12 protein-coding genes and 1 tRNA gene are annotated in these 22,337 nt (G+C 64.3%); 2 read left to right on the top strand and 11 right to left on the bottom strand.

Annotated elements, in window-relative coordinates:
* Positions 1–12 precede the first annotated feature (12 nt).
* Positions 13–1,716, bottom strand: coding sequence for a potassium-transporting ATPase subunit KdpA (gene kdpA / locus ACUCV3_RS03900; RefSeq protein WP_048937394.1), 1,704 nt, complete (start codon positions 1,714–1,716; stop codon positions 13–15).
* Positions 1,717–1,728: 12 nt separating this feature from the next.
* Positions 1,729–1,818 (bottom strand): K(+)-transporting ATPase subunit F, encoded by a 90-nt coding sequence (gene kdpF, locus ACUCV3_RS03895; RefSeq protein WP_048937393.1) that lies wholly within the window; start codon positions 1,816–1,818, stop codon positions 1,729–1,731.
* Between the two features lie 495 nt (positions 1,819–2,313).
* Here kdpF and ACUCV3_RS03890 point away from each other — a divergent pair, with 495 nt between their 5' ends.
* Together ACUCV3_RS03890 and ACUCV3_RS03885 are read left to right on the top strand one after the other, a co-directional pair.
* Complete coding sequence (locus ACUCV3_RS03890) at positions 2,314–2,481, top strand: hypothetical protein (RefSeq protein ID WP_164488896.1); 168 nt, start codon at positions 2,314–2,316, stop codon at positions 2,479–2,481.
* A 123-nt stretch (positions 2,482–2,604) separates the two neighbouring features.
* The gene (locus tag ACUCV3_RS03885) at positions 2,605–3,198 is read left to right on the top strand and encodes a nitroreductase family protein (RefSeq protein ID WP_048937454.1); all 594 of its coding nucleotides are present in this window, start codon (positions 2,605–2,607) and stop codon (positions 3,196–3,198) included.
* Positions 3,199–3,238: 40 nt separating this feature from the next.
* Here ACUCV3_RS03885 and ACUCV3_RS03880 read toward each other — a convergent pair whose 3' ends face one another.
* From ACUCV3_RS03880 to ACUCV3_RS03840, 9 genes are all read right to left on the bottom strand, one after another.
* Positions 3,239–4,645, bottom strand: coding sequence for an efflux transporter outer membrane subunit (locus tag ACUCV3_RS03880; protein ID WP_048937391.1), 1,407 nt, complete (start codon positions 4,643–4,645; stop codon positions 3,239–3,241).
* Between the two features lie 11 nt (positions 4,646–4,656).
* A complete protein-coding gene (locus ACUCV3_RS03875) occupies positions 4,657–7,845 on the bottom strand; it encodes an efflux RND transporter permease subunit (protein ID WP_048937390.1) in 3,189 nt (1,062 codons plus the stop codon).
* Positions 7,846–8,044: 199 nt separating this feature from the next.
* Positions 8,045–9,307, bottom strand: coding sequence for an efflux RND transporter periplasmic adaptor subunit (locus ACUCV3_RS03870; RefSeq protein ID WP_048937389.1), 1,263 nt, complete (start codon positions 9,305–9,307; stop codon positions 8,045–8,047).
* A gap of 3 nt (positions 9,308–9,310) precedes the next feature.
* Positions 9,311–9,724 carry a hypothetical protein gene (locus ACUCV3_RS03865; protein ID WP_048937388.1) on the bottom strand — a complete coding sequence of 138 codons (414 nt, stop codon included), beginning with the start codon at positions 9,722–9,724 and terminating at the stop codon, positions 9,311–9,313.
* Between the two features lie 388 nt (positions 9,725–10,112).
* On the bottom strand, positions 10,113–10,763 hold the full coding sequence (locus ACUCV3_RS03860) for a TetR/AcrR family transcriptional regulator (RefSeq protein WP_010338107.1): 651 nt from the start codon (positions 10,761–10,763) through the stop codon (positions 10,113–10,115).
* Positions 10,764–10,813: 50 nt separating this feature from the next.
* Positions 10,814–10,887: transfer RNA gene (locus tag ACUCV3_RS03855), tRNA-Gln, on the bottom strand.
* 243 nt (positions 10,888–11,130) lie between these two features.
* On the bottom strand, positions 11,131–15,387 hold the full coding sequence (gene rpoC / locus ACUCV3_RS03850; RefSeq protein ID WP_004208472.1) for a DNA-directed RNA polymerase subunit beta': 4,257 nt from the start codon (positions 15,385–15,387) through the stop codon (positions 11,131–11,133).
* A 79-nt stretch (positions 15,388–15,466) separates the two neighbouring features.
* Positions 15,467–19,624, bottom strand: coding sequence for a DNA-directed RNA polymerase subunit beta (rpoB, locus tag ACUCV3_RS03845; protein ID WP_004208471.1), 4,158 nt, complete (start codon positions 19,622–19,624; stop codon positions 15,467–15,469).
* A gap of 312 nt (positions 19,625–19,936) precedes the next feature.
* Positions 19,937–22,264 (bottom strand): arylsulfatase, encoded by a 2,328-nt coding sequence (locus ACUCV3_RS03840; RefSeq protein ID WP_240626738.1) that lies wholly within the window; start codon positions 22,262–22,264, stop codon positions 19,937–19,939.
* Between the last annotated feature and the right edge of the window lie 73 nt (positions 22,265–22,337).

The following is a 22,337-nucleotide window of genomic DNA, read 5'->3' as shown; positions in this document are numbered from 1 at the left end:
GTGCATGGATCCTTAGAAAAGCTGGCCACGGATCATCGCGAGATGATCGGCGATGGGGCCAAGGGCGAGGCTGGGCAGGAAGGTCAGGCCGCCCACGATCAGCACGATGCCGACCAGCAGACCGGTCCACAGTGCCCCGGTGGTGGGGAAGCTGCCGGCGGTTTCGGGCGTATATTTCTTCGCGGCCAAGCTGCCTGCGATGGCCAGCATGGGAATGATGATGAAGAAGCGGCCGATCCACATCGCGACGCCCAGCATCCCGTTATAGAAGGGACTGTTGGCCGACAGGCCGGCAAAGGCCGAGCCATTGTTGCCGACGGCGCTGGTGAAGGCGTAGAGGATTTCGCTGAAGCCATGCGGTCCCTTGTTGAGCGGCCCGGCCAGGCCCGCGTCGGTGACGCTGGCGATGGCGGTGAAGCCCAGGATGATCAAAGGCAGCACGGCAATGGCGAGCACGGCCAGCTTGACTTCGCGGCTCTCGATCTTCTTGCCGACATATTCCGGCGTGCGGCCGACCATCAGGCCCGCGACGAACACGGCCAGGATGGCGAACAGCAGGAAGCCGTAGATGCCTGCGCCGACGCCGCCGATGACGACTTCGCCCAGCTGAATGTTGAACAGCGGGATCATGCCGCCCAGTGCGGTGAAGCTGTCATGCATGGCGTTGACCGCGCCGCAGCTTGCCGCCGTGGTGACGACTGCGAACAGGGAGGAGGCAGCCATGCCGAAGCGGACTTCCTTGCCTTCCATATTGCCACCGGCGACGCCCAGATTGTGGAGCACCGGATTGCCGGCCGCTTCCTGCCAATAGGTGACGGTGACGCCGGCGAGGAAGATCACCAGCATGGCGGCGAGGATGGCCCAGCCCTGGCGCGGATTGCCGACGGCCTTGCCGAAGGTCCAGGTGAGGCCGAAGCCGATCACGAAGATCGACAGCATCTGCACCAGATTGGTCAGCGCGGTCGGGTTCTCGAAGGGATGGGCGCTGTTGGCGTTGAAGAAGCCGCCACCATTGGTGCCCAGCATCTTGATCGCTTCCTGGCTGGCGACGGGGCCGAGCGCCAGGGTCTGCTTCACGCCTTCCAGCGTGGTCACGTCGACCGACCCGGCCAGCGTCTGCGGTACGCCGCTCGCGATCAGGAACAGGGCATAGACGATGCAGATCGGCAGCAGCAGATAGAGGGTCACGCGGGTGACATCCGCCCAGAAATTGCCGATCGTCGATGCGCTGCGCCGGGCAAAGCCGCGGAACAGGGCGAAGGCGAGGGCAATGCCGGTGGCGGCCGACAGGAAGTTGTGGATGGTGAGGCCCAGCATCTGGCTGAGGTTCGACATGGTCGACTCGCCCGAATAGCTTTGCCAGTTGGTGTTGGTGGTGAAGCTGACCGCCGTGTTGAAGGCGAGGTCGCTGCTGGTGCCGGCAAAGCCCTGCGGGTTGAGCGGCAGCAGCCCCTGCAGGCGCAGCACCGCATAGGTGAAGAACAGCAGCGCGACGTTGAAGAGCAGCATGTGAACTGCGTAGCGGCGCCAGCTCTGTTCGGCGTCCGGATCGATCCCCGACAAGCGGTAGAAGCCCCGTTCGATCGGGCCGAACACGGCGTGAAGCGGCGTGCGGCGGCCCTCATAAAGGGCGAAAAGCCACAGGCCCATCGGCTTGGTCAGCGCCAGCAAGATGCCGACAAAGGCTGCGATCAGCAGCCATCCCTGGAAGGTCATGTACGGCCCCCCTTAAAAGCGTTCGGGCCGTGCGAGCACGGCAACGAGATAGACGAGAAGCCCGGCGGCGTTGATCGCCGCGAGCCAGAGGTCGATGGTCATGGCATCCCTCCTTCAGGCGTCGCCGCACAGCCGGACATAGCCGAGGCTAGCCGCCGTGAGCGCCAGGATGATGCCGATCCACAAGAGATCCTGCATGGGGGTAACTCCCGCATCACGCCCGCCGCGGGAGGCGGACAGGGTCGTTAGCGAGCGCCCGATTAGGCCCCTCTTCCGTTTGAATGCGAGACGCGGGGCGGGGCGGCCGCATAGTATTTGCGTATGATTTTTCAGCAGGCCTGAGAGCCTGTCTGGAAATGTGCGGAAGAGCGCATTTTCGATACGGCACCGGCCCGCACCCCCACCCGACCGCCCAGACATAGTACCCTGATGGGTGGTCGGGTGGGGGTGCGGGCCGGTGCGGATGCGCCGGAGGCGCATTTCCAAACAGACTCCAAGACGGATAGCTTTTCTACCGCGACGGCCAGCATTGCTTGGGGGACGATTCTCTATACCATCGGTAGATAAGCCGCCCGAGTCGGCAGAGAGGACGCATATATGGCCTATCAGGATCAGGACGGACCGTTGACGCGCCTGCGCGATCGGCTGGCGCAGGCCCTTTTCAGGGAACCTGCCGTCGTGCTGTTCGAGCGCGATGCCGATGACCGTAGCGCGCCCATGTCGCGTAGCGATCGCGAACGCCAGCCGCAGGATGCCTGCGCCTGATCGGGGAAACCCTGTGTTTCCAGGGCGAAAGTCCAACGCCTCTTCGCAGCGGCGGAACATTCGCTAGATAGATTTCCAACAGCATGGCGCGCCGATCGCGTCATCGCCTTGAAGGAGATCCAGATGGCCACCAGCCCGCGCGAAGTTACCCGTCCCGTCGATCCGCTGATCCTGGAGCGCTGGTCGCCCCGCGCCTTTGACGGCTCCGCGATCCCCCAGGCAGATATCGACACGCTGTTCGATGCCGCCCGCTGGGCGCCTTCGGCCTTCAACTACCAGCCCTGGCGCTTCCTCTATGCCCATCGCGACAGCGCCGACTGGGCGCGCTTCCTCGACCTGCTCTTTCCGTTCAACCAGGGCTGGGTGCAGCATGCCGGGGCGCTGGTCTTCGTCATTTCCGACACGCTGATGGCGGCGCAGGGATCGGAAGACTACAAGCCTTCGCACAGCCACAGCTTCGATGCGGGCGCCGCCTGGGCGACGCTGGCGCTGCAGGCGACGCGGCTTGGCTATCATACCCATGCGATGACCGGCGTCGATTTCGACAAGGCCCGCGCCGAACTGGCGGTGCCGGATCGTTTCCGGATCGAGGCGGCGATCGCGATCGGGCGGCAGGGCGACAAGGCGAGCCTGCCCGAAGCGCTGCAGGCGCGCGAGGCGCCGAGCGGTCGGCACGAGATCGAGACATTCGCCCATCAGGGCAATTTCATCGTCTGAAAAAAAGGGCGGCGTTTTTTGAAACGCCGCCCTTTCTGTATCAGGTCGTGGTCCAGCCGCCGCCCAAAGCGCGGAACAGGTCCACCTGGGCAAAGGCGACCGAGCGGTTGGCGGTCGCCAGGTCCGCGTCGGCCGAAGCCTGGGTGCGTAGCGCATCCAGCACGGTCAGGAAGTCGATCTGCCCCTCGCGCTGGCGCGCCAGGCTGATCCGTGCAGCCCGAGCCGCCTCGTCCCGCGCCGATTGCAGCGTCGCCCGCCGCTCCAGCGCATTGGCGTAGGTGGACAGCGCCGTCTCGGTTTCCTCCAGCGCCTGCAGCACCGTGCCGTCAAAGGCGGCAAGCGATCCGTCGCCATCCGCCTTTGCCGCCGCGATCTTTGCCCGATTGGCTTCCTGATTGGGGAAGGCCCAACTGATCAGCGGCCCCAGCAGGAAGTTGAGCGGTCCGGCGCCAAACAGATTGCCGCCGCCGACCGCCGTGGTGCCGATCGATCCGCCCAGCGTGATGCGCGGATAGAGGTCGGCGGTGGCCACGCCGACCCGCGCTGTGTCGGCCGCCAGCCGCCGTTCGGCCGCGCGCACGTCCGGCCGCCGCGCCAGCAGTGCCTGGCCGTCGCCGACCGGGATCGGCTGTGTCACATTCGGTGTCACGGTCGCGTTCTGGACGGACGCGGGCAACTCCTGCGGCGTCCGGCCGGTCAGCGTCGCCAGCCGGAACAGGGCGGCATTGCGATCGGCGACCAGATTGGGGATCAACGCCTGCTGCTGTTCGCGCAGTGTCGTCACTCGGATAACATCCAGCCGGTCGGACCGGCCGGCGTCGAAGCGGGCGCTGGTGATGCGGATCGACTTGTCGAGCAGGTCGACCGTTTCCTTCGCGACGGCAAGCCGCTGGGCCGAGGCGGTGGCGTCGACATAGGCGCGCACCGTATCGGCGACGACGGCAACCCGGACCGCATCGGCATCGGCCTGGGCCGCGCCGACATCGCCGCGCGCGGCCTCTATGCTGCGCTTCACCCGGCCGAACAGGTCGACCTCATAGGCGACGTCCAGCCCCATATCGACGGTCCAGTTTTCCCGGTCCATGCCGGGCAGGGTCTGGGCCTGCGACACCCGGCCATAGGTCGGGGAGCCGCTGATATTGGTGCTAGGCAGCCGGTCGGACCGGGCGCCGCGCAACTGGGCGCGGGCACGTTCCAGTCGGGCGACGGCGACGCGGATGTCGGTATTGGCCTTCAGCGCATCGCCGACCAGCCCGTCGAGCAGCGGGTCGTTATAGAGCCGCCACCAATGGTCGTCGGCGGCGCTCTGGGCGACCGCCGGGTTCGCTGCCCCGATGAAGGGGGCGGCCGCCGTGGTCGGGGTGGCGGGGGCCTTGTAATCCGGCCCGGCGGCGCAGGCCGTCAGGGCACTGGCGCCGAGCAACAGGGCAATCAGGTTCCTTGTCATGGCTTTTGTCCTCATTCAGCCGGCTGCAATGCAGCGGCATCATCGGCTTCCGGGCGCCGGCGGCGGGCGAAACGATCGCCCAGCGCACGGCACACGACATAGAAGGTGGGGGTGAAGAGCAGGCCGAAGGCCGTCACGCCGGTCATGCCGAAGAAGACCGCCGTGCCCAGCGCCTGGCGCAGTTCCGCACCGGCTCCGTTGGCGATCACCAGCGGCACCGCCCCCAGGATGAAGGCGAAGCTGGTCATCAGGATCGGGCGCAGACGGGTCTGGGCAGCCTGGACGGCGGCTTCGACCGGGCTCAGCCCCTGTTCCTCTTCCGCCTGCTTGGCGAATTCGACCACCAGGATGGCGTTCTTCGCCGCGAGCGCGATCAGCACGACCAGACCGATCTGCGTCAGGATGTTGTTGTCCATCCCGCGCAGGTTCACGCCCAGCATGGCCGCGAACAGGCACATCGGCACGATCAGGATGATCGACAGCGGCAAGGTCAGGCTTTCATATTGCGCCGCCAGCACCAGGAAGACGAAGAAGACCGCCATGCCGAAGACGATGCCTGCGGTATTGCCGGCACTGATCTGCTGATAGGCAACGCCGGTCCATTCGCTGGCATAGCCGGCAGGGGCGGCGTCGGCGAGCTTCTCCATCGTGCTCAGCGACTGGCCCGACGAATAGCCCGGTGCCGTGTCGCCATCGATTTCCACCGCGGGCAGCAGATTGTAGCGGACCACGCGATAGGGGCCGGTCTTGTCGCGGAAGGTGGAGACCGAACCGATCGGCACCATCTGGCCGCTGTTCGACCGGGTCTTCAGGTTGGCGATGTCGGCCACGGTGCCGCGATGTTCGGCATCGGCCTGGGCGGTCACGCGATAGGTGCGACCGAGCAGGTTGAAGTCGTTGACGAAGGCAGAGCCGAGATAGACCTGCATCGCTTCGAACACGCGCTCGGGCGGCACACCCAGCAGGTCGGCCTTGCGGCGATCGACATCCGCGAAGATGCGGGGGGTGCCGACGTCGAACAGGGTGTAGACCTGTGCCAGGCTTGGGCTCTGATTGGCCTTGCCGATCAGTTCGCCGGCGACCTTGTTGAGTTCCGCATAGCCGCGATCCTCCCGGTCCTCCAGCATCAGGCGATAACCACCGGCCGAGCCAATGCCCTGGATCAGCGGCGGCGGCACCAGCAGGATGCGCGCCTTGTCATAGCCCGCAACCGCCTTGTTCGCCTGATCCATGATGCCAGTATAGGTGGCGCCTTCCGCCTTGCGCTCGGCAAAGCTCTTGAACGGGAAGTAGATCGCCGCGCTGTTGGGCGCCTGCGTCTGCGAGGGGCCGTGGAAGCCGGCGAACATCACCGCACCGCGCAGCCCCTTGATCGGCAGGATCTTCGCCGCGACCTCGCGCGTCACCTTGTCGGTGCGCTCCAGCGATGCGCCCGAGGGCAGCTGGACGACGGCCAGGAAATAACCCTGATCCTGCGCCGGGATGAAGCCGCCGGGCGTCACCCAGAACAGGGCGATGGTGGCGGCGATCAGGCCGGCATAGGTCAGCAGCATCTTCTTGGGCCGGGCGACGAGGAAGCGGGTGAGGCGCGCATAGCCCGCGCTCATCCGATCAAAGCCCTGGTTGAAGCGATCCGCCGCCTTGGCCGCGACCTGGCGCCAGCGCGGCGCATTGTCGAGATCATGGGCGCCATGCTTGGGCTTCAGCAGCAGGGCGGCTGCAGCCGGCGACAAGGTGAGCGAAAGGATCAGCGAGATGACCGTCGCGGTCGAGATGGTGACCGCGAACTGCTGGTAGAAGGCACCGGAAATGCCGGTGATGAACAGGGTTGGCACGAACACGGCGCACAGCACCAGCACGATCGCGATCAGCGCGGTCGACACTTCGTCCATCGACACGCGCGCCGCCTGCAGCGGGCTCATGCCATTTTCGATATTGCGTTCGACATTCTCCACCACGACGATCGCGTCGTCGACGACGATGCCGATCGCCAGCACAAGGCCGAACAGCGACAGGTTATTGAGCGAATAGCCCACTGCCGCCAGCATCGTGGCCGTGCCGATCAGCGAGACCGGGATCGCGATGATCGGGATGACCGCCGCGCGCCAGTTCTGCAGGAAGATGAGGATGACGAGGACAACCAGGATCACCGCTTCGAACAGCGTGTGATAGACGGCGTCGATCGACTGACTGATAAATTCGGTGGGGTTGTAGATGATGCTATATTCCAGGCCCTTGGGGAAGCGCTTGGACAGTTGCTCCATCTCCGCCTTGACCTTCTCCGCCGCGTCGAGCGCGTTGGAGCCGGGGCGCTGCATCGTCGCGATGACGACCGTCGGCTTGTTCGACAGATAGGTGTTGGTGCCATAATCCTGCGCGCCCAGTTCAACGCGGGCGACATCGCGCACGCGCACCTGGTGGCCATCGGCGTCCGAACGGATCACGATGTCGGAAAACTGATCGGGCGTGGTCAGGCGGCCCTGCATCTCGACGCCAAGCTGGAAAGCCTCGCCCCGGTCATAGGGCGGCTGGCCGATCGAGCCGGCCGATACCTGGACATTCTGTGCCCGCAGGGCGGAGACGATCTCTCCGGCGGTCAGGTCCAGCGCGGCGGCACGATCGGGATCGATCCAGATGCGCATCGCATAGTCGCGCGAACCGAACAGCTGCACGTCGCCCACGCCGTCCAGCCGGGCGAGCCGGTCGCGCACCTGGGTCAGGGCATAGTTGGAGATATAGTCGCGGTCATAGGTGCCGTCGGGTGACTGCAGGTTCACGACCATCAGGAATTCGGGCGTGGTCTTGCGGGTCACGACGCCCAGCCGCTGCACCTCTTCGGGCAGGCGGGGGATGGCGACGGCGACGCGGTTCTGCACCAGAACCTGCGCGGCATCCAGGTCGGTGCCGATCTTGAAGGTAACGGTGATGACGACCTTGCCATCGCCGGTCGACTGGCTGCTCTGATAGAGCATGTCGTCGACGCCGTTGATTTCCTGTTCGATCGGCGCGGCCACGGTCGACGCGACCGTTTCGGCCGATGCGCCGGGATATTGGGCGGACACGGTGACCGTGGGCGGCACGATGTCGGGATATTGGGACACCGGCAGGCCGATAAAGGCGAGCGCACCGACCACGGTGATGACCACCGCGATGACGGCGGCGAAGATCGGCCGGTCGATGAAGAAACGGGAGAAACGCATCGGATCGTCCTTTGCGAAAGGCGAAAGGGATACCGCGCGATCCGGCTAGGCCGGATCACGGGCAGGGAATATCAGGTCGACCTCTCATTCCGTTCGCCCTGAGCTTGTCGAAGGGCCCGGCTGAGCGAAGCGAAGCCACTTCGCCTGCGGCTCAGTGGAAGGCTTCGACTTCGCTCAGCCCGAACGGAGGAGAGGGCAATTACCGGGCGAAGGTGGCCTGGGCGGCGACCGGGGCGGCGCTGTCGACCGGCGTGACGGGCGCCGGGGTCGGGGTGATCCGGGCCGGCTTCACCGCAACCTTGGCACCGGGCATCGCTGCCTGGAGATTGGTCACGATCACCCGGTCCTTGGGATCGAGGCCGCTGCGGATGATGCGCAGCCCGTCGACGATCGGGCCAAGCTCGACCGGCTTCACCGCGACGCTGTCCTCCTTGTCCACCACCAGCACGGTCTTGCGTGCCTGGTCGGACTGGATCGCCTCGTCCGGGACCAGCAGGGCATTGGCCTTGCCGCCATTGGCCAGGCGCATATTGCCGAACAGGCCGGGGGTCAGGAAATTGCCCGGATTGTCGAAGACTGCGCGAATGCGGATCGTGCCCGACCGGGGATCGAGCCCATTGTCGGTGAAGTCCAGGCGGCCCTTGTGGTTATAGTCCGCCTCATCCTGCAACCGCACCTCGACCGCGCCGCCATTCTCCTTGTCGCGCTGCGACTTGAGATAGAGCGCTTCGGAGGCGTCGAAGTTGAAATAGATCGGATCGAGCTTGTTGACCGTGGTCAGCAGCGACGCGGTGCTGCCTTCTCCGCCCGAGACCAGATTGCCGATGTCGACGCGGCGATCCGACACGCGGCCGGAGATCGGGGCGCGGACCTGGGTGAATTCTACATCCAGTGCCCGGCTGCGTTCGCGGGCCTGCGCGCCGGCCAGGGCGGCCTGTGCCGCCTGCAGACGCGAGCGGAGCGAGTCCACTTCGCTCGCCGACACGGCTTCGTCGCCGGTCAGCCGCTGGACGCGGCCATAATCATTCTGGGCCAGCAGCAGCTCGCTTCGGGCGGACGCGACGCTGGCGCGCGCTTCGGCCAGGGCGGCCTGGAAAGGACGCTGGTCGATGGTGAAGAGCAACTGCCCCTGACGGACGAAATCGCCGTCGCGGAAGTGGATGGCGGTCACCGCGCCCGATACGCGGGGGCGGATCTCGACCGTCTGGCTGGGGGCGAAGCGGCCGACATAATCATCCCACTGCGTCACGCTGCGGGCGAGCGGCGCGGAAACGCCGACCGCCGCCAGCGGGGCGGCCGCGGCCTGGGCGGACGGGCGGTCGACCAGCTTCCAGCCGATGCCGAACAGGGCGATGAGGGCGATGGCAGCGATGCCGCAATGCTTGCGCGACCAGCGGTTGCCCGGTGGCGCGTGAACGTCCGACGCGCTGCCGTCGGCTGTGATCTTGGTGAACTGGTTCATGGATTAGCTCCGGGGGGCGCGGGCGGTGCGGCCCGCGCTGATGGTGGCGAGCAGCAATTCGAGCTGCGCGGTGGAAAAGCCGGCCGCGCGGAAGGCGGCGAGGGCGGAAAGCGACACGGCATAGCCCTTGTGCCAAGCCTCGACGGCCAGGCGGCGCAGTGCCTCCAGCCGTTCGCTGGCCAGGGTGGGGCTATGTTCCTCGCCCCAGATCCACTTGCGCAGACGGGCGAAAGAACCGGGGCCGCGCAGCGAGCGCAAGCCGTCGGTGCGGGCAAGGTCGACGATCTGCCATTCCTGGGCGGAAAAGCTGGTTGCCTGGGCCTCAACACTGATGGCGGGTACGGCGGGAGTGGGGCGGGTGGCGCCGACCGCCATCTGCGGACCGGCAAGTGCCTGGGCGAAATCAAGGAAAGCCAAGGCTTGTTCCTTCCTGCGATCTGAAGCGGGCGCACGGCTCCACGCGGAAAAGCGCGGATCGCGTCCCGAAAAACTCGCCCGAAGATGCGGGCATGCGTCCTTGCGGCGCGAACGGCACAAACCGTCGCGAAGAGGGCGCAAAGATGATGAATCAGGAGGAACCCGTTACCGGGAAACCGCCCCTTTGGGTGACGCTATCGTCGACAGCGCCGATGGTGGAATTGCTGCATGATGACCTCCCTGGGCTACACACCCAGCATCATTGTGTACCGTATGGTATATATTAACGGGGGCTGTCCCGTCAACCGTCTTTTTGTACCGGGAGGTATTTTATTTGCAGTGCGGCAATTTCAAGACCCGCATCGCTGCAAAAGCGAAATAAATTCCGCTATTTGCTCGGCCACATGGTGAGGGTGGTGTCGATCAGCTGCTCCAGCCGATCGCGCGGAACACCGGCACCGGCCTGAACGGCCATGCCCTGGATCACGGTCGAGAGATAACAGGCGAGCGCCTGGGGCTCGACTCCGGCGGGCAGGTCGCCCTCTGCCTGGGCGCGTTCGAACCGGTCGAGCAGGGCGCGGTCGGACGAGGCACGGCGGGCCAGCACTTCGTCGCGGATACATTCGGAATGGGCGGTGCCACCGACCGAACTGATGACGCCCATGCACCCCTGGGGATCTTTGTTGCCGGTCTGGATCGCCAGCGATCCGCGCAGCATGCGCTCGGCCACGGCCTTGGCGGTCGGTGCCTCCAGCGACGACTTCACATAGCAGAGCTTGTCGCGCTCATAGAGGTCGAGGGCCTTGCGGAATAGGGCTTCCTTGTTGCCGAAACAGGCATAGAGGCTGGGCTTGGTGATGCCCATCGCCTCGGTCAGTTCCGCCAGCGATGCGCCTTCATAGCCGCGCCGCCAGAAGACCTGAAGCGCAGCCGCCAGGGCTTCCTCGGGATCGAACTCCCGCGGGCGGCCCCTGCCACTCTGTGTTGCCGTGATTTCCATACCGACCGGTATATAGGGATGATGGCCGCCTACGTCCATAGGGCGTGCAACATCATCGCTGGTCAGTTTTTATCTGATGGGGGAATATTTGGATGCCCGACAAGGATTCGAACCTTGATTGACGGAGTCAGAGTCCGCTCTCTTACCATTAGAGGATCGGGCATCATCAGCAGGGCTTGCCCCGCTTGGGAGGCCGCAGATAGGCGGGGATTCAGAGTCGGTCAAGCGCTTTGTGCAGCCTTTCCGCAGTTTTTTGTCGATCCTTCTGATCGCCGACCGGCTGCCTTTACCGGACAAAGAAAAGCCCGCCGGATCATCGCTGATCCGGCGGGCAATATGTCGGTCTCTCTCAAAACCGGGCTGGGAGCCGCTCCCCATGTAGGAAGCGGCTCCCGCCTTTTCAAAGTCAGTCCATGTCCTGCGTGGTGAAATCATCACCCTGCACGGCACCCAGCGGATCGTCGCCGATCGCGGCTTCCGGACCCTGGGCCAGTTCGGCCGCATGTTCCTCGGCCGCGCTCTTCGGCGCGATCAGGTCGACCTGAGCCGAAGCGCGCAGCGCGGCCCGCATCGCCGCGTCACGCGACGAGGCGGCAACGCGCAGGCGGTTCATGCCGGCACCGGTGCCCGCCGGGATGAGGCGGCCGACGATGACGTTTTCCTTCAGGCCAACCAGCGTGTCCTTCTTGCCCTGGACCGCCGCTTCCGTGAGGACGCGGGTGGTTTCCTGGAAGGACGCCGCCGAGATGAACGAACGGGTCTGCAGCGAGGCCTTGGTGATGCCGAGCAGCACCGGCTTGCCGGCAGCGGGGGCGAAGCCCGGCTGCAGCTTGCTGTTGATCTCGTCCATTTCCTCGCGGTCGACCTGCTCGCCCACCAGCAGGGTGGTGTCGCCGGACTCGATGATCTCGACCTTCTGCAGCATCTGACGAACGATCGTCTCGATGTGCTTGTCGTTGATCTTCACGCCCTGCAAGCGATAGACTTCCTGGATTTCGGCGACCAGATATTCGGCCAGCGGCTCGATGCCGAGCACTTCCAGAATGTCGTGCGGATCGGGCGAACCACCGATCAGGTTGTCGCCACGCTTCACGTAGTCGCCTTCCTGAACGTCGATCACCTTGCTCTTGGGGATCAGATATTCGACCGGCTCGCCGCCATCCTCGGGATTGATGGCGATCTTGCGCTTCGCCTTGTAATCCTTGAGGAACTGCACGCGGCCCGAGACCTTGGCAATGATGGCATTGTCCTTGGGCTTGCGGGCTTCGAACAACTCGGCAACGCGCGGCAGACCACCGGTGATGTCGCGGGTCTTGGCCGCTTCACGGCTGACACGCGCCAGCACGTCACCGGCCTGAACCTCTGCACCATCGTCGACCGACAGGGTCGCACCGACCGCCAGCATGTAGCGGGCGGCTTCACCGCTATTGTCGTCCATCAGGGTCAGACGCGGACGCAGATCTTCCTTCGTCCGGGCGGCACCACGATGCTCGATGACAACGCGCTGTGCGATGCCGGTGGCTTCGTCGGTCTGTTCGGTCAGCGTCTTGTTGTCGATCAGGTCGACATACTTAACGATACCCGGCTTTTCCGTGATCACCGGCATGGTGAACGGATCCCACTCGGCGAAGCGATCGCCCTTCTTCACGGCATCGCCATCTGCGAACAGGATGGTGGCACCATAAGGCAGGCGGTGCGTTTCGCGTTCGCGACCTTCGCTGTCGATGATCGCGACTTCGCCGTTACGGGCCAGCGACAGGCGACGGCCATTCTTGTCGGTGATGGTCGGCATGTCGCGCAGCTCGATCGTGCCGTCCGACAGGGCTTCCAGGTTCGACGTTTCGTTGAAGTTCGCCGCGCCGCCGATGTGGAAGGTACGCATGGTCAGCTGCGTGCCCGGTTCACCGATGGACTGTGCCGCGATGACGCCGACCGCCTCACCGATGTTCACCGGCGTACCACGGGCGAGGTCACGGCCGTAGCACTTGCCGCAAACGCCCATCCGGCTTTCGCAGATCAGCGGGCTGCGGATCTTCACGGCCTGCGTGCCGATCGCCTCGATCTGGGTGATCATGGCTTCGTCCAGCAGGGTGCCGATCGGGATGATGACGGTGCCATCCTTGCTGTCGACGATATCCTGCGCCGTGGTACGGCCCAGAATGCGCTCGCCCAGCGAGGCGATGACCGAACCACCCTGTACGATGGCCTTCATCTCCAGCGCCTTTTCGGTGCCGCAATCATCCTCGACGATGGTGCAGTCCTGCGACACGTCGACCAGACGGCGGGTCAGGTAACCCGAGTTTGCCGTCTTGAGCGCGGTGTCGGCCAGACCCTTACGGGCACCGTGGGTCGAGTTGAAATATTCAAGAACGGTCAGACCTTCCTTGAAGTTCGAGATGATCGGCGTTTCGATGATCTCGCCCGACGGCTTGGCCATCAGGCCGCGCATGCCGGCCAGCTGCTTCATCTGGGCCTGCGAACCACGGGCACCCGAGTGCGCCATCATGTAGATCGAGTTGATCGGCGCCAGACGGCCGGTCTTGGGATCCTTGGGCTGGGCACGGATCTCGTCCATCATGGCGTTCGCGACCTGGTCGCCGCAACGGCTCCAGGCGTCGATCACCTTGTTGTACTTTTCCTGCTGCGTGATCAGACCGTCCTGATACTGCTGCTCATAATCCGCCACCAGTGCCTTGGTCTCGTCGACCATCGTCACCTTGCTGTCGGGGATGACCATGTCGTCCTTGCCGAAGCTGATGCCGGCCTGGAACGCGTGGCGGAAGCCCAGCGACATGATGGCGTCGGCGAACAGCACCGTGTCCTTCTGGCCGGTGTGACGATAGACCTGGTCGATGACGTCACCGATTTCCTTCTTGGTCAGAAGGCGGTTGACGACGTCGAAGGGCACCTTGTGCGACTTGGGCAGGCATTCGCCCAGCAGCATGCGACCCGGCGTGGTCTCGAAGCGCTTCATATACTGCTGACCATTTTCGTCGGTCTGCGGCACGCGGCTGATGATCTTCGAGTGCAGGGTGACCGCCTTGGCATAGAGGGCCTGATGGACCTCCTGCATGTCGGACAGCAGCATGCCTTCGCCCGGCTCGCCTTCGCGTTCCATCGACAGGTAATAGATACCCAGGACCATGTCCTGCGAGGGAACGATGATCGGCTTGCCGTTGGCAGGCGACAGGATGTTGTTGGTCGACATCATCAGCACGCGCGCTTCCAGCTGGGCTTCCAGCGAGAGCGGCACGTGGACGGCCATCTGGTCACCGTCGAAGTCGGCGTTGAAGGCCGAGCAGACGAGCGGGTGCAGCTGGATCGCCTTGCCTTCGATCAGCACGGGCTCGAACGCCTGGATGCCGAGGCGGTGGAGCGTCGGCGCGCGGTTCAGCATGACCGGGTGCTCGCGAATGACTTCGTCGAGGATGTCCCAGACTTCCTTGCGCTCCTTTTCGACCCACTTCTTGGCCTGCTTCAGGGTCATGGACAGACCCTTGGCGTCGAGGCGGGCGTAGATGAAGGGCTTGAACAGTTCGAGCGCCATCTTCTTGGGCAGGCCGCACTGATGCAGCTTGAGTTCCGGACCGGTCACGATGACCGAACGGCCCGAATAGTCGACGCGCTTGCCGAGCAGGTTCTGACGGAAGCGGCCCTGCTTGCCCTTGAGCATGTCGGACAGCGACTTGAGCGGACGCTTGTTGGCACCGGTGATGACACGGCCGCGACGGCCGTTATCGAACAGGGCGTCGACGGCTTCCTGCAGCATGCGCTTTTCGTTGCGGACGATGATGTCCGGCGCACGCAGCTCCATCAGGCGCTTCAGGCGGTTGTTGCGGTTGATGACGCGGCGATACAGATCGTTGAGATCCGAGGTCGCGAAGCGGCCACCGTCCAGCGGCACCAGCGGGCGCAGTTCCGGCGGGATGACCGGCACGACGTCCAGGATCATCCATTCGGGGCGGTTGCCCGATTCCAGGAAGCTCTCGACGACCTTCAGGCGCTTGATGATCTTCTTGGGCTTCAGTTCCGACTTGGTGACGGCCAGTTCGTCCAGCAGCGCCTGCTTCTCGCCTTCCAGGTCGAGATCCATCAGCATCTGCTTGACGGCTTCGGCGCCGATGCCGGCCGAGAAGGCGTCCTCGCCATATTCGTCCTGCGCGTCGAGCAGTTCGTCCTCGGTCAGCAGCTGATATTTCTCCAGCGGGGTCAGGCCCGGCTCGGTGACGATATAGCTTTCGAAATAGAGGACGCGCTCAAGCTGCTTGAGCTGCATGTCGAGCAGCAGGCCGATGCGCGAGGGCAGCGACTTCAGGAACCAGATGTGGGCAACCGGCGCGGCCAGTTCGATATGGCCCATGCGCTCGCGGCGGACCTTCGACACGGTCACTTCCACGCCGCACTTTTCGCAGACGATGCCCTTGTACTTCATGCGCTTGTACTTGCCGCACAGGCACTCATAGTCCTTGATCGGACCAAAGATGCGGGCGCAGAACAGGCCGTCACGCTCGGGCTTGAACGTGCGATAGTTGATGGTTTCCGGCTTCTTGATTTCGCCGAAGGACCAGCTGCGGATGCGCTCCGGGGAGGCCAGGCCAATCTGGATCTGGTCGAAGGTTTCCGGCTTCTGGATCGGATTGGCGAAGTTCGTCAGTTCGTTCATATCTCAAGTCCCTCTAGAGGGTGTAATTTTCGGGCGAAGCAGGGGAGGGGGCGCTGCCGGAGCAGCGCCCGCGCATCCCTTATTCCGCCGCAGCCGCCATGCCGTCGTCGTCAATCTCGTCCATCGCGGCGAGTTCGACGTTGAGGCCCAGCGAACGCATTTCCTTGACCAGCACGTTGAAGCTTTCGGGAATGCCGGCCTCGAACGTGTCGTCGCCCTTGACGATCGCCTCATAGACCTTGGTGCGGCCGACCACGTCGTCTGACTTCACCGTCAGCATTTCCTGCAGCGTGTAGGCGGCGCCATAGGCCTGGAGCGCCCACACTTCCATTTCACCGAAGCGCTGGCCACCGAACTGCGCCTTACCGCCCAGCGGCTGCTGGGTGACGAGCGAGTAGGGGCCGATGGAACGTGCGTGGATCTTGTCGTCGACAAGGTGATGCAGCTTCAGGACATATTTGTAGCCAACGGTCACCTTGCGGTCGAACACGTCGCCGGTACGGCCGTCGAACAGCGAAACCTGGCCGGATTCGTCCAGGCCCGCCAGCTTCAGCATCGCCGACACGTCGGATTCGACGGCACCGTCGAACACCGGCGTCGCCATCGGCACGCCTGCACGGACATTCTGCGCCAGCTCGACGATCTGCTCGGGGCTGCGCGCCTCGATTTCGGCGACATAATTGTCGCCATAGATCGTCTTGAGCAGTTCCTTCACCGCCTCGGGGGGCTGGCCCGCCTCGGGGTTCGGATTGGCTTCGCGCCATGCGTCCAGAGCCTGGCCGATCTGGGCGCCCAGGCCGCGTGCGGCCCAGCCCAGATGGGTTTCGAAGATCTGACCGACGTTCATGCGCGACGGCACGCCCAGCGGGTTCAGCACGAAGTCGACGGGGGTGCCGTCTTCCAGGAAGGGCATGTCTTCGGCCGGCAGGATGCGGCTGATGATACCCTTGTTACCGTGACGGCCGGCCATCTTGTCGCCCGGCTGCAGCTTGCGCTTCACCGCGACGAACACCTTGACCATCTTCAGCACGCCCGGCGGCAGCTCGTCGCCGCGCTGCAGCTTGTCGACGCGATCCTCGAACTTCTCGACGATCAGCTTCACCGCTTCGTCATACTGCGCCTTGACGGCTTCGATGCCGGTCTGACGGACATCATCCTCGACCGCGAACTTCCACCATTCGTGACGCTCGACTTCGCCCAGCAGAGCCTCGTCGATCACAACGCCCTTCTTGACGCCCTTGGGCGCGGCAGTGGCGGTCTGGCCGATCAGCATTTCCTGCAGACGGTTGAAGGTCGCACGGTTGAGGATGCCGCGTTCGTCTTCACGGTCCTTGGCGAGACGGTCGATTTCCTCCCGCTCGATCGCCATGGCGCGTTCGTCCTTGTCGATGCCGTGACGGTTGAACACGCGGACTTCGACGACGGTACCGGCAACGCCCGGCGGCAGGCGCAGGGACGTGTCGCGCACGTCGCTTGCCTTCTCACCGAAGATCGCGCGGAGCAGCTTTTCTTCCGGGGTCATCGGCGATTCACCCTTGGGGGTGATCTTGCCAACCAGAATGTCGCCCGGCTCCACTTCGGCGCCGATGTAGACGATGCCAGCCTCGTCGAGGTTACGCAGCGCTTCTTCACCGACGTTCGGAATGTCGCGGGTGATGTCTTCCGGCCCCAGCTTGGTGTCGCGGGCCATGACCTCGAACTCCTCGATATGGATCGAGGTGAAGACGTCGTCCTTCACGATCCGCTCGGAGATCAGGATGGAGTCTTCGTAGTTGTAGCCGTTCCAGGGCATGAACGCGACGAGCACGTTGCGGCCCAGCGCCAGCTCGCCGAACTCGGTCGACGGGCCGTCGGCGATGACGTCGCCGGCCTGCACCAGTTCGCCCACCTTCACCAGCGGACGCTGGTTGATGCAGGTGTCCTGGTTGGAGCGCTGGAACTTCTGCAGCGTGTAGATGTCGACGCCCGACTGGCCGGGTTCGACATCGCCGGTGGCGCGGATCACGATACGGGTCGCGTCGACCTGGTCGATGATGCCGGCGCGCTTGGCGGCGATCGCCGCGCCCGAGTCACGGGCCACGGTGCCTTCCATGCCGGTGCCGACGAACGGCGCCTCGGCACGGACCAGCGGCACCGCCTGACGCTGCATGTTCGATCCCATGAGCGCGCGGTTGGCGTCGTCATTTTCCAGGAACGGAATGAGCGAGGCCGCGACCGACACCAGCTGCTTGGGGCTGACGTCCATCAGGGTGATGTTGTCGCGCGGGGCCATCAGGAATTCGCCGGCTTCACGGGCGGAGATCAGGTCTTCCGCCAGCGTGCCGTCGGCATTGGTTTCGGCGTTGGCCTGCGCGATCGTGTGCTTGGCTTCTTCCATCGCCGACAGATAGACGACGTCGTTGGTCACCTTGCCGTCGATCACCTTGCGGTACGGGGTTTCGATGAAGCCATATTTGTTGACGCGGCTGAAGGTGGCCAGCGAGTTGATCAGACCGATGTTCGGGCCTTCGGGCGTTTCAATCGGGCAGATACGGCCATAATGGGTCGGGTGAACGTCGCGGACTTCGAAGCCGGCGCGCTCACGGGTCAGACCACCCGGCCCAAGCGCCGACACGCGGCGCTTGTGGGTGACTTCCGACAGCGGGTTGGTCTGGTCCATGAACTGCGACAGCTGCGAGCTGCCGAAGAATTCACGCACCGCGGCCACGGCGGGCTTCGCGTTGATCAGGTCGTTCGGCATCACGGTCGACACGTCGACCGAGCTCATGCGTTCCTTGACCGCACGTTCCATGCGCAGCAGGCCGACGCGATACTGGTTCTCCAGCAGTTCGCCGACCGAGCGGACGCGACGGTTACCGAGATTGTCGATATCGTCGATCTCGCCCTTGCCGTCCTTCAGGTTCACCAGTTCCTTGACGACCGCCAGGATGTCCTCGACGCGCAGGGTGGTGACGGTGTCCTCGGCATCCAGGTCGAGGCGCATGTTCATCTTCACGCGGCCGACCGCGGAGAGGTCATAGCGTTCCGGATCGAAGAACAGGCCGGCGAACAGCGCTTCGGCGGTTTCCTTCGTCGGCGGCTCGCCGGGGCGCATGACGCGATAAATGTCGCTCAGGGCCTGGTCGCGCTCTTCGGCCTTGTCGGCCTTCAGCGTATTGCGGATCCAGGGACCGGTGGTGACATGGTCGATGTCCAGCAGTTCCAGGCGGTCGATGCCCGCCTTGTCGAGCTTTTCGAGGTTTTCAGGCGACACTTCGTCGCCGGCCTCGATGTAGATCTCGCCGGTCTTCTCGTTGATCAGGTCATAGGCGCTGTAGCGGCCATAGACTTCCTCGGTCGGGATCAGCAGGGTGGCCAGGCCATCCTTTTCCGCCTTGTTGGCAGCGCGCGGGCTGATCTTGTGGCCGGCGGCGAACACGACTTCGCCCGACTTGGCGTCGACGATGTCGAACGCGGGCTTCAGGCCGCGCCAGGCTTCGGCGGTGTAGGGGATCTGCCAGCCGCCTTCGCCACGGACGAAGGTCACCTTGTTGTAGAACTGGCCCAGGATTTCCTCGGCGGTGAGGCCGAGCGCGTACAGCAGCGCGGTGACCGGCAGCTTGCGCTTGCGGTCGATACGCACGTTGACGATGTCCTTGGCATCGAACTCGAAGTCGAGCCACGAGCCACGATAAGGAATGACGCGGGCAGCGAACAGATATTTGCCCGACGAGTGGGTCTTGCCACGGTCATGGTCGAACAGGACGCCCGGCGAACGGTGCATCTGCGACACGATGACGCGCTCGGTGCCGTTGACGATGAAGGTGCCGTTCTGCGTCATGAGCGGCATGTCGCCCATGTACACGTCCTGCTCCTTGATATCGAGGACCGAACGGGTTTCGGTGTCGGCGTCGACCTCGAACACGATCAGGCGCAGGGTGACGCGCATCGGCGCGGCATAGGTGATGCCACGCTGGCGGCATTCCTCGACGTCGAACTTCGGGTCTTCCAGTTCATAATGGACGAAGTCCATTTCGGCGGTGCCGGCGAAGTCGCGGATCGGGAAGACACTGCGCAGGGTCTTTTCCAGGCCCGACACATAGCCGATCGCGGGGTTGGAACGGAGGAACTGTTCGTAGCTCTCCCTTTGAACTTCGATCAGGTTCGGCATCTGCACCACTTCGTGGATGTCGCCGAACACCTTGCGGATGCGCTTCTTAGCGCCGGTGTTGATCGTTGGGAGAGCCTTGGTCGCCATGCGGTTCCTGCCTGTCGTCTGTTCGTCGTGTTTTTCCGCATTGCAACGGAAATTCAGTCCGGATGCTCTGGAATCCGGGGTGATTCGCACCCCATATTCCACGCAAAAAAGTGCGGGCCGGGACTGTCCGATCCGCACTGTCAGCGTCTTGTTGCCCGCCAAACTCGCCCAATTCCGCCGGTTTCGTGCGCCATGCGAACCGGACCCCGAGCGATGAGGGGGACGGACCATCCCATCCAGGGAGGACAGGAACGGACCGATTTCGAACTGCCCATATAGGAAAAGGGGGCGGCTTTGTGAAGGGGGGCGGGATCAATCCATGTCGATCGTCAGATGGCGGACATCCCCTTCCAGCCGACCATGGGGTGTCGCATAGTCGGTGACGGTCACGCCAATGTCCTGGCCGATGTCCAGCGTCTCGCCGTTGCCGGCCGGCATCAGGAAGCTGACCGGCAGCGAAAGCTGCGCTAATTGTGTTTCGCCGGAACTGAGCGTGACCTCTGCCGGCTTGCCGAAGCCGCTGGTGGCAAAGCGCAGCCGTATCGACGTGCTGCCGGCGGAAAGAGGGGTGGCCGCTGCGACCCGTGCAACCTCTTCGGGCTTGGTCGACCGGGCGAAGACGAAGCTGGGGCGACCATGGTCGAGATAGAGGCTCCAGCCGCCGAAATGGCTGCCCAGCGCCATGATGGAGCCCGATGCATCCGGCTTGTCGAGGTGCAACTGGGCGGTGATGGTGAAGGATCGACCGACCAGGAAGGGCTGGCCGATGGCTGGCAGGCTGATATCCTTGCCCCAATATTCATAATGGCGCCTGCCGCCGCCGATGAAGGCCGCCATGCCCTCCGCCCGGCCGGCGCCGAAACGGTGGTCCAGCGGGAAGACCTGGTTGCGTTCGGCCTCAGTCTGCCATGTGGCCTGCATCGCCTTGAGCCGGTCGGGCTGAGAGGTCGACAGGTCGGTCGACTGCGAAAAGTCGCGCTCCAGGTCATAGAGCGTCCAGGTGACGGGGGGATTGGCGCCACCCGGTGGCATCGCGACCCAGGGCGCACGGCCATCGTCCATGCTGGCAAACCAGCCATCCTGATAGAGGGCAGCCTTGCCCCCGATCTCGAAATATTGGGTGCGCGGCGCCTTGGGCTGGCACTGGCTCAGGCTGGGGAGCAGGCTTTTCCCATCGATAGGCTTCTGCGCGATTCCGTTGACGCTCGTCGGTGCGGGCAGGCCGGCGGCGTCCAGCACGGTGGGCACGATATCGTTGAGATGGCCGAACTGCGCACAGATGCTGCCCGGCTTTGCGACATGCCCCTTCCAGGCCATGATCATGCCGTTGCGAATGCCGCCCAGCATCGACGCCACCTGCTTGGTCCAGCGGAACGGCGTGTCCATCGCCCAGGCCCAGCCGGCGGGATAGGTGCCATAGGTCATCGGTCCGCCCATGCGGTCGATATTCGATGCCAGCCATTGCGGGCTTTCATTATGGCGCCCGACCGTCTGCATCTCGTTGACGGTGCCTTCGACACCGGCTTCGGCGGCGGCGCCATTGTCGCCCAGTATCACGCTGATCAGCGTTGTCTCCAGCAGACCCATGCGCTCCAGTTCGTCAAGCACCCGGCCGAACTGTTCGTCCTGATAGACCAATTGCGCCGCAGCGACCTCCATCGTCCGCGCGGCAAAGGCTCTTTGTTGTGGATCAAGACTGTCCCAGGCGGGAATTTCGGCCGGCCGGGCGGTCAATTGCGTGCCCTTGGGAAGGATGCCCATGGTCAGTTGCCGGTGATAGCTTTCCTCCCGCATCCGGTCCCACCCCTGGTCGAACCGGCCCTTGAAGCGGGCGATATAGTCGGCGGGCGCCTGATGCGGGGCATGGGTGGAGCCGGGCGCATAATGGATCAGGAAGGGCTTGTCGGGCGCGGCTGCCTTCTGGTTATGGACATAGCGGATGATCTCGTCGGCCAGGCGCTTGTCGAGCAGGTCGGCCTTATTCTCCTCCGGCGCGACCCGGCTGATCCCCCGGAACAGGGTGGGGGAATATTGATCATTATCCCCGGCGATGAAGCCATAATAATATTCGAAACCCCGGCCCGTGGGCCAGTTGTCGAATGGCCCCGCCTCGCTCTGCTCGCTCTTGGGCACATTATGGTCCTTGCCGAACATTGCGCTGTTATAGCCGTTGAGGCGCAGCATCTGGGCAATCGTGGCGGTGTCCGGTCCCATCCGGCCCATATAGCCAGGGAAGCCCGTCGGCAGGTCGCTCAGATAGCCATTGCCCGCGGCATGATGGTTGCGCCCGGTCAGCAGCGCCGCGCGGGAGGGCGAGCAGATGCCCGTGGTATGGAAGCGGTTGTACCGCTGGCCCATCGCCGCCAGCCGCTCGAAATTGGGTGTGGGCACCGGGCCGCCAAAGGCGCTGGACATGGCAAAGCCGACATCGTCGCTCATGAACAGCAAAACATTGGGCGCGCCGGCTGGCGCGCGAACCGGCTGCACCGGCATCGGGCGTGAATTGGCGACATCGGGCGCAATGACCCCGTCGAAGGGCGCGGGGGGAATCGGCAGGGTGGTGCGCACCGTCTGCGCCGGGCTGGCGGCGGCGATCATCAGCGCAGCGGCGCCGGCGCTGGCATAGAGGAATGCGTGCATGGTCTCTCCCTGTCGTCCGTTCAGGAACGGTTGGCTTCAGGGTGCTGTGCGCGATGCATATCGTCCAATGCAT

It is taken from the genome of Sphingobium sp. VMM, assembly GCF_056790315.1.
The sequence above is the reverse complement of the archived record's forward strand: the minus strand, read 5'-3'. Positions and strand labels throughout refer to the sequence as shown.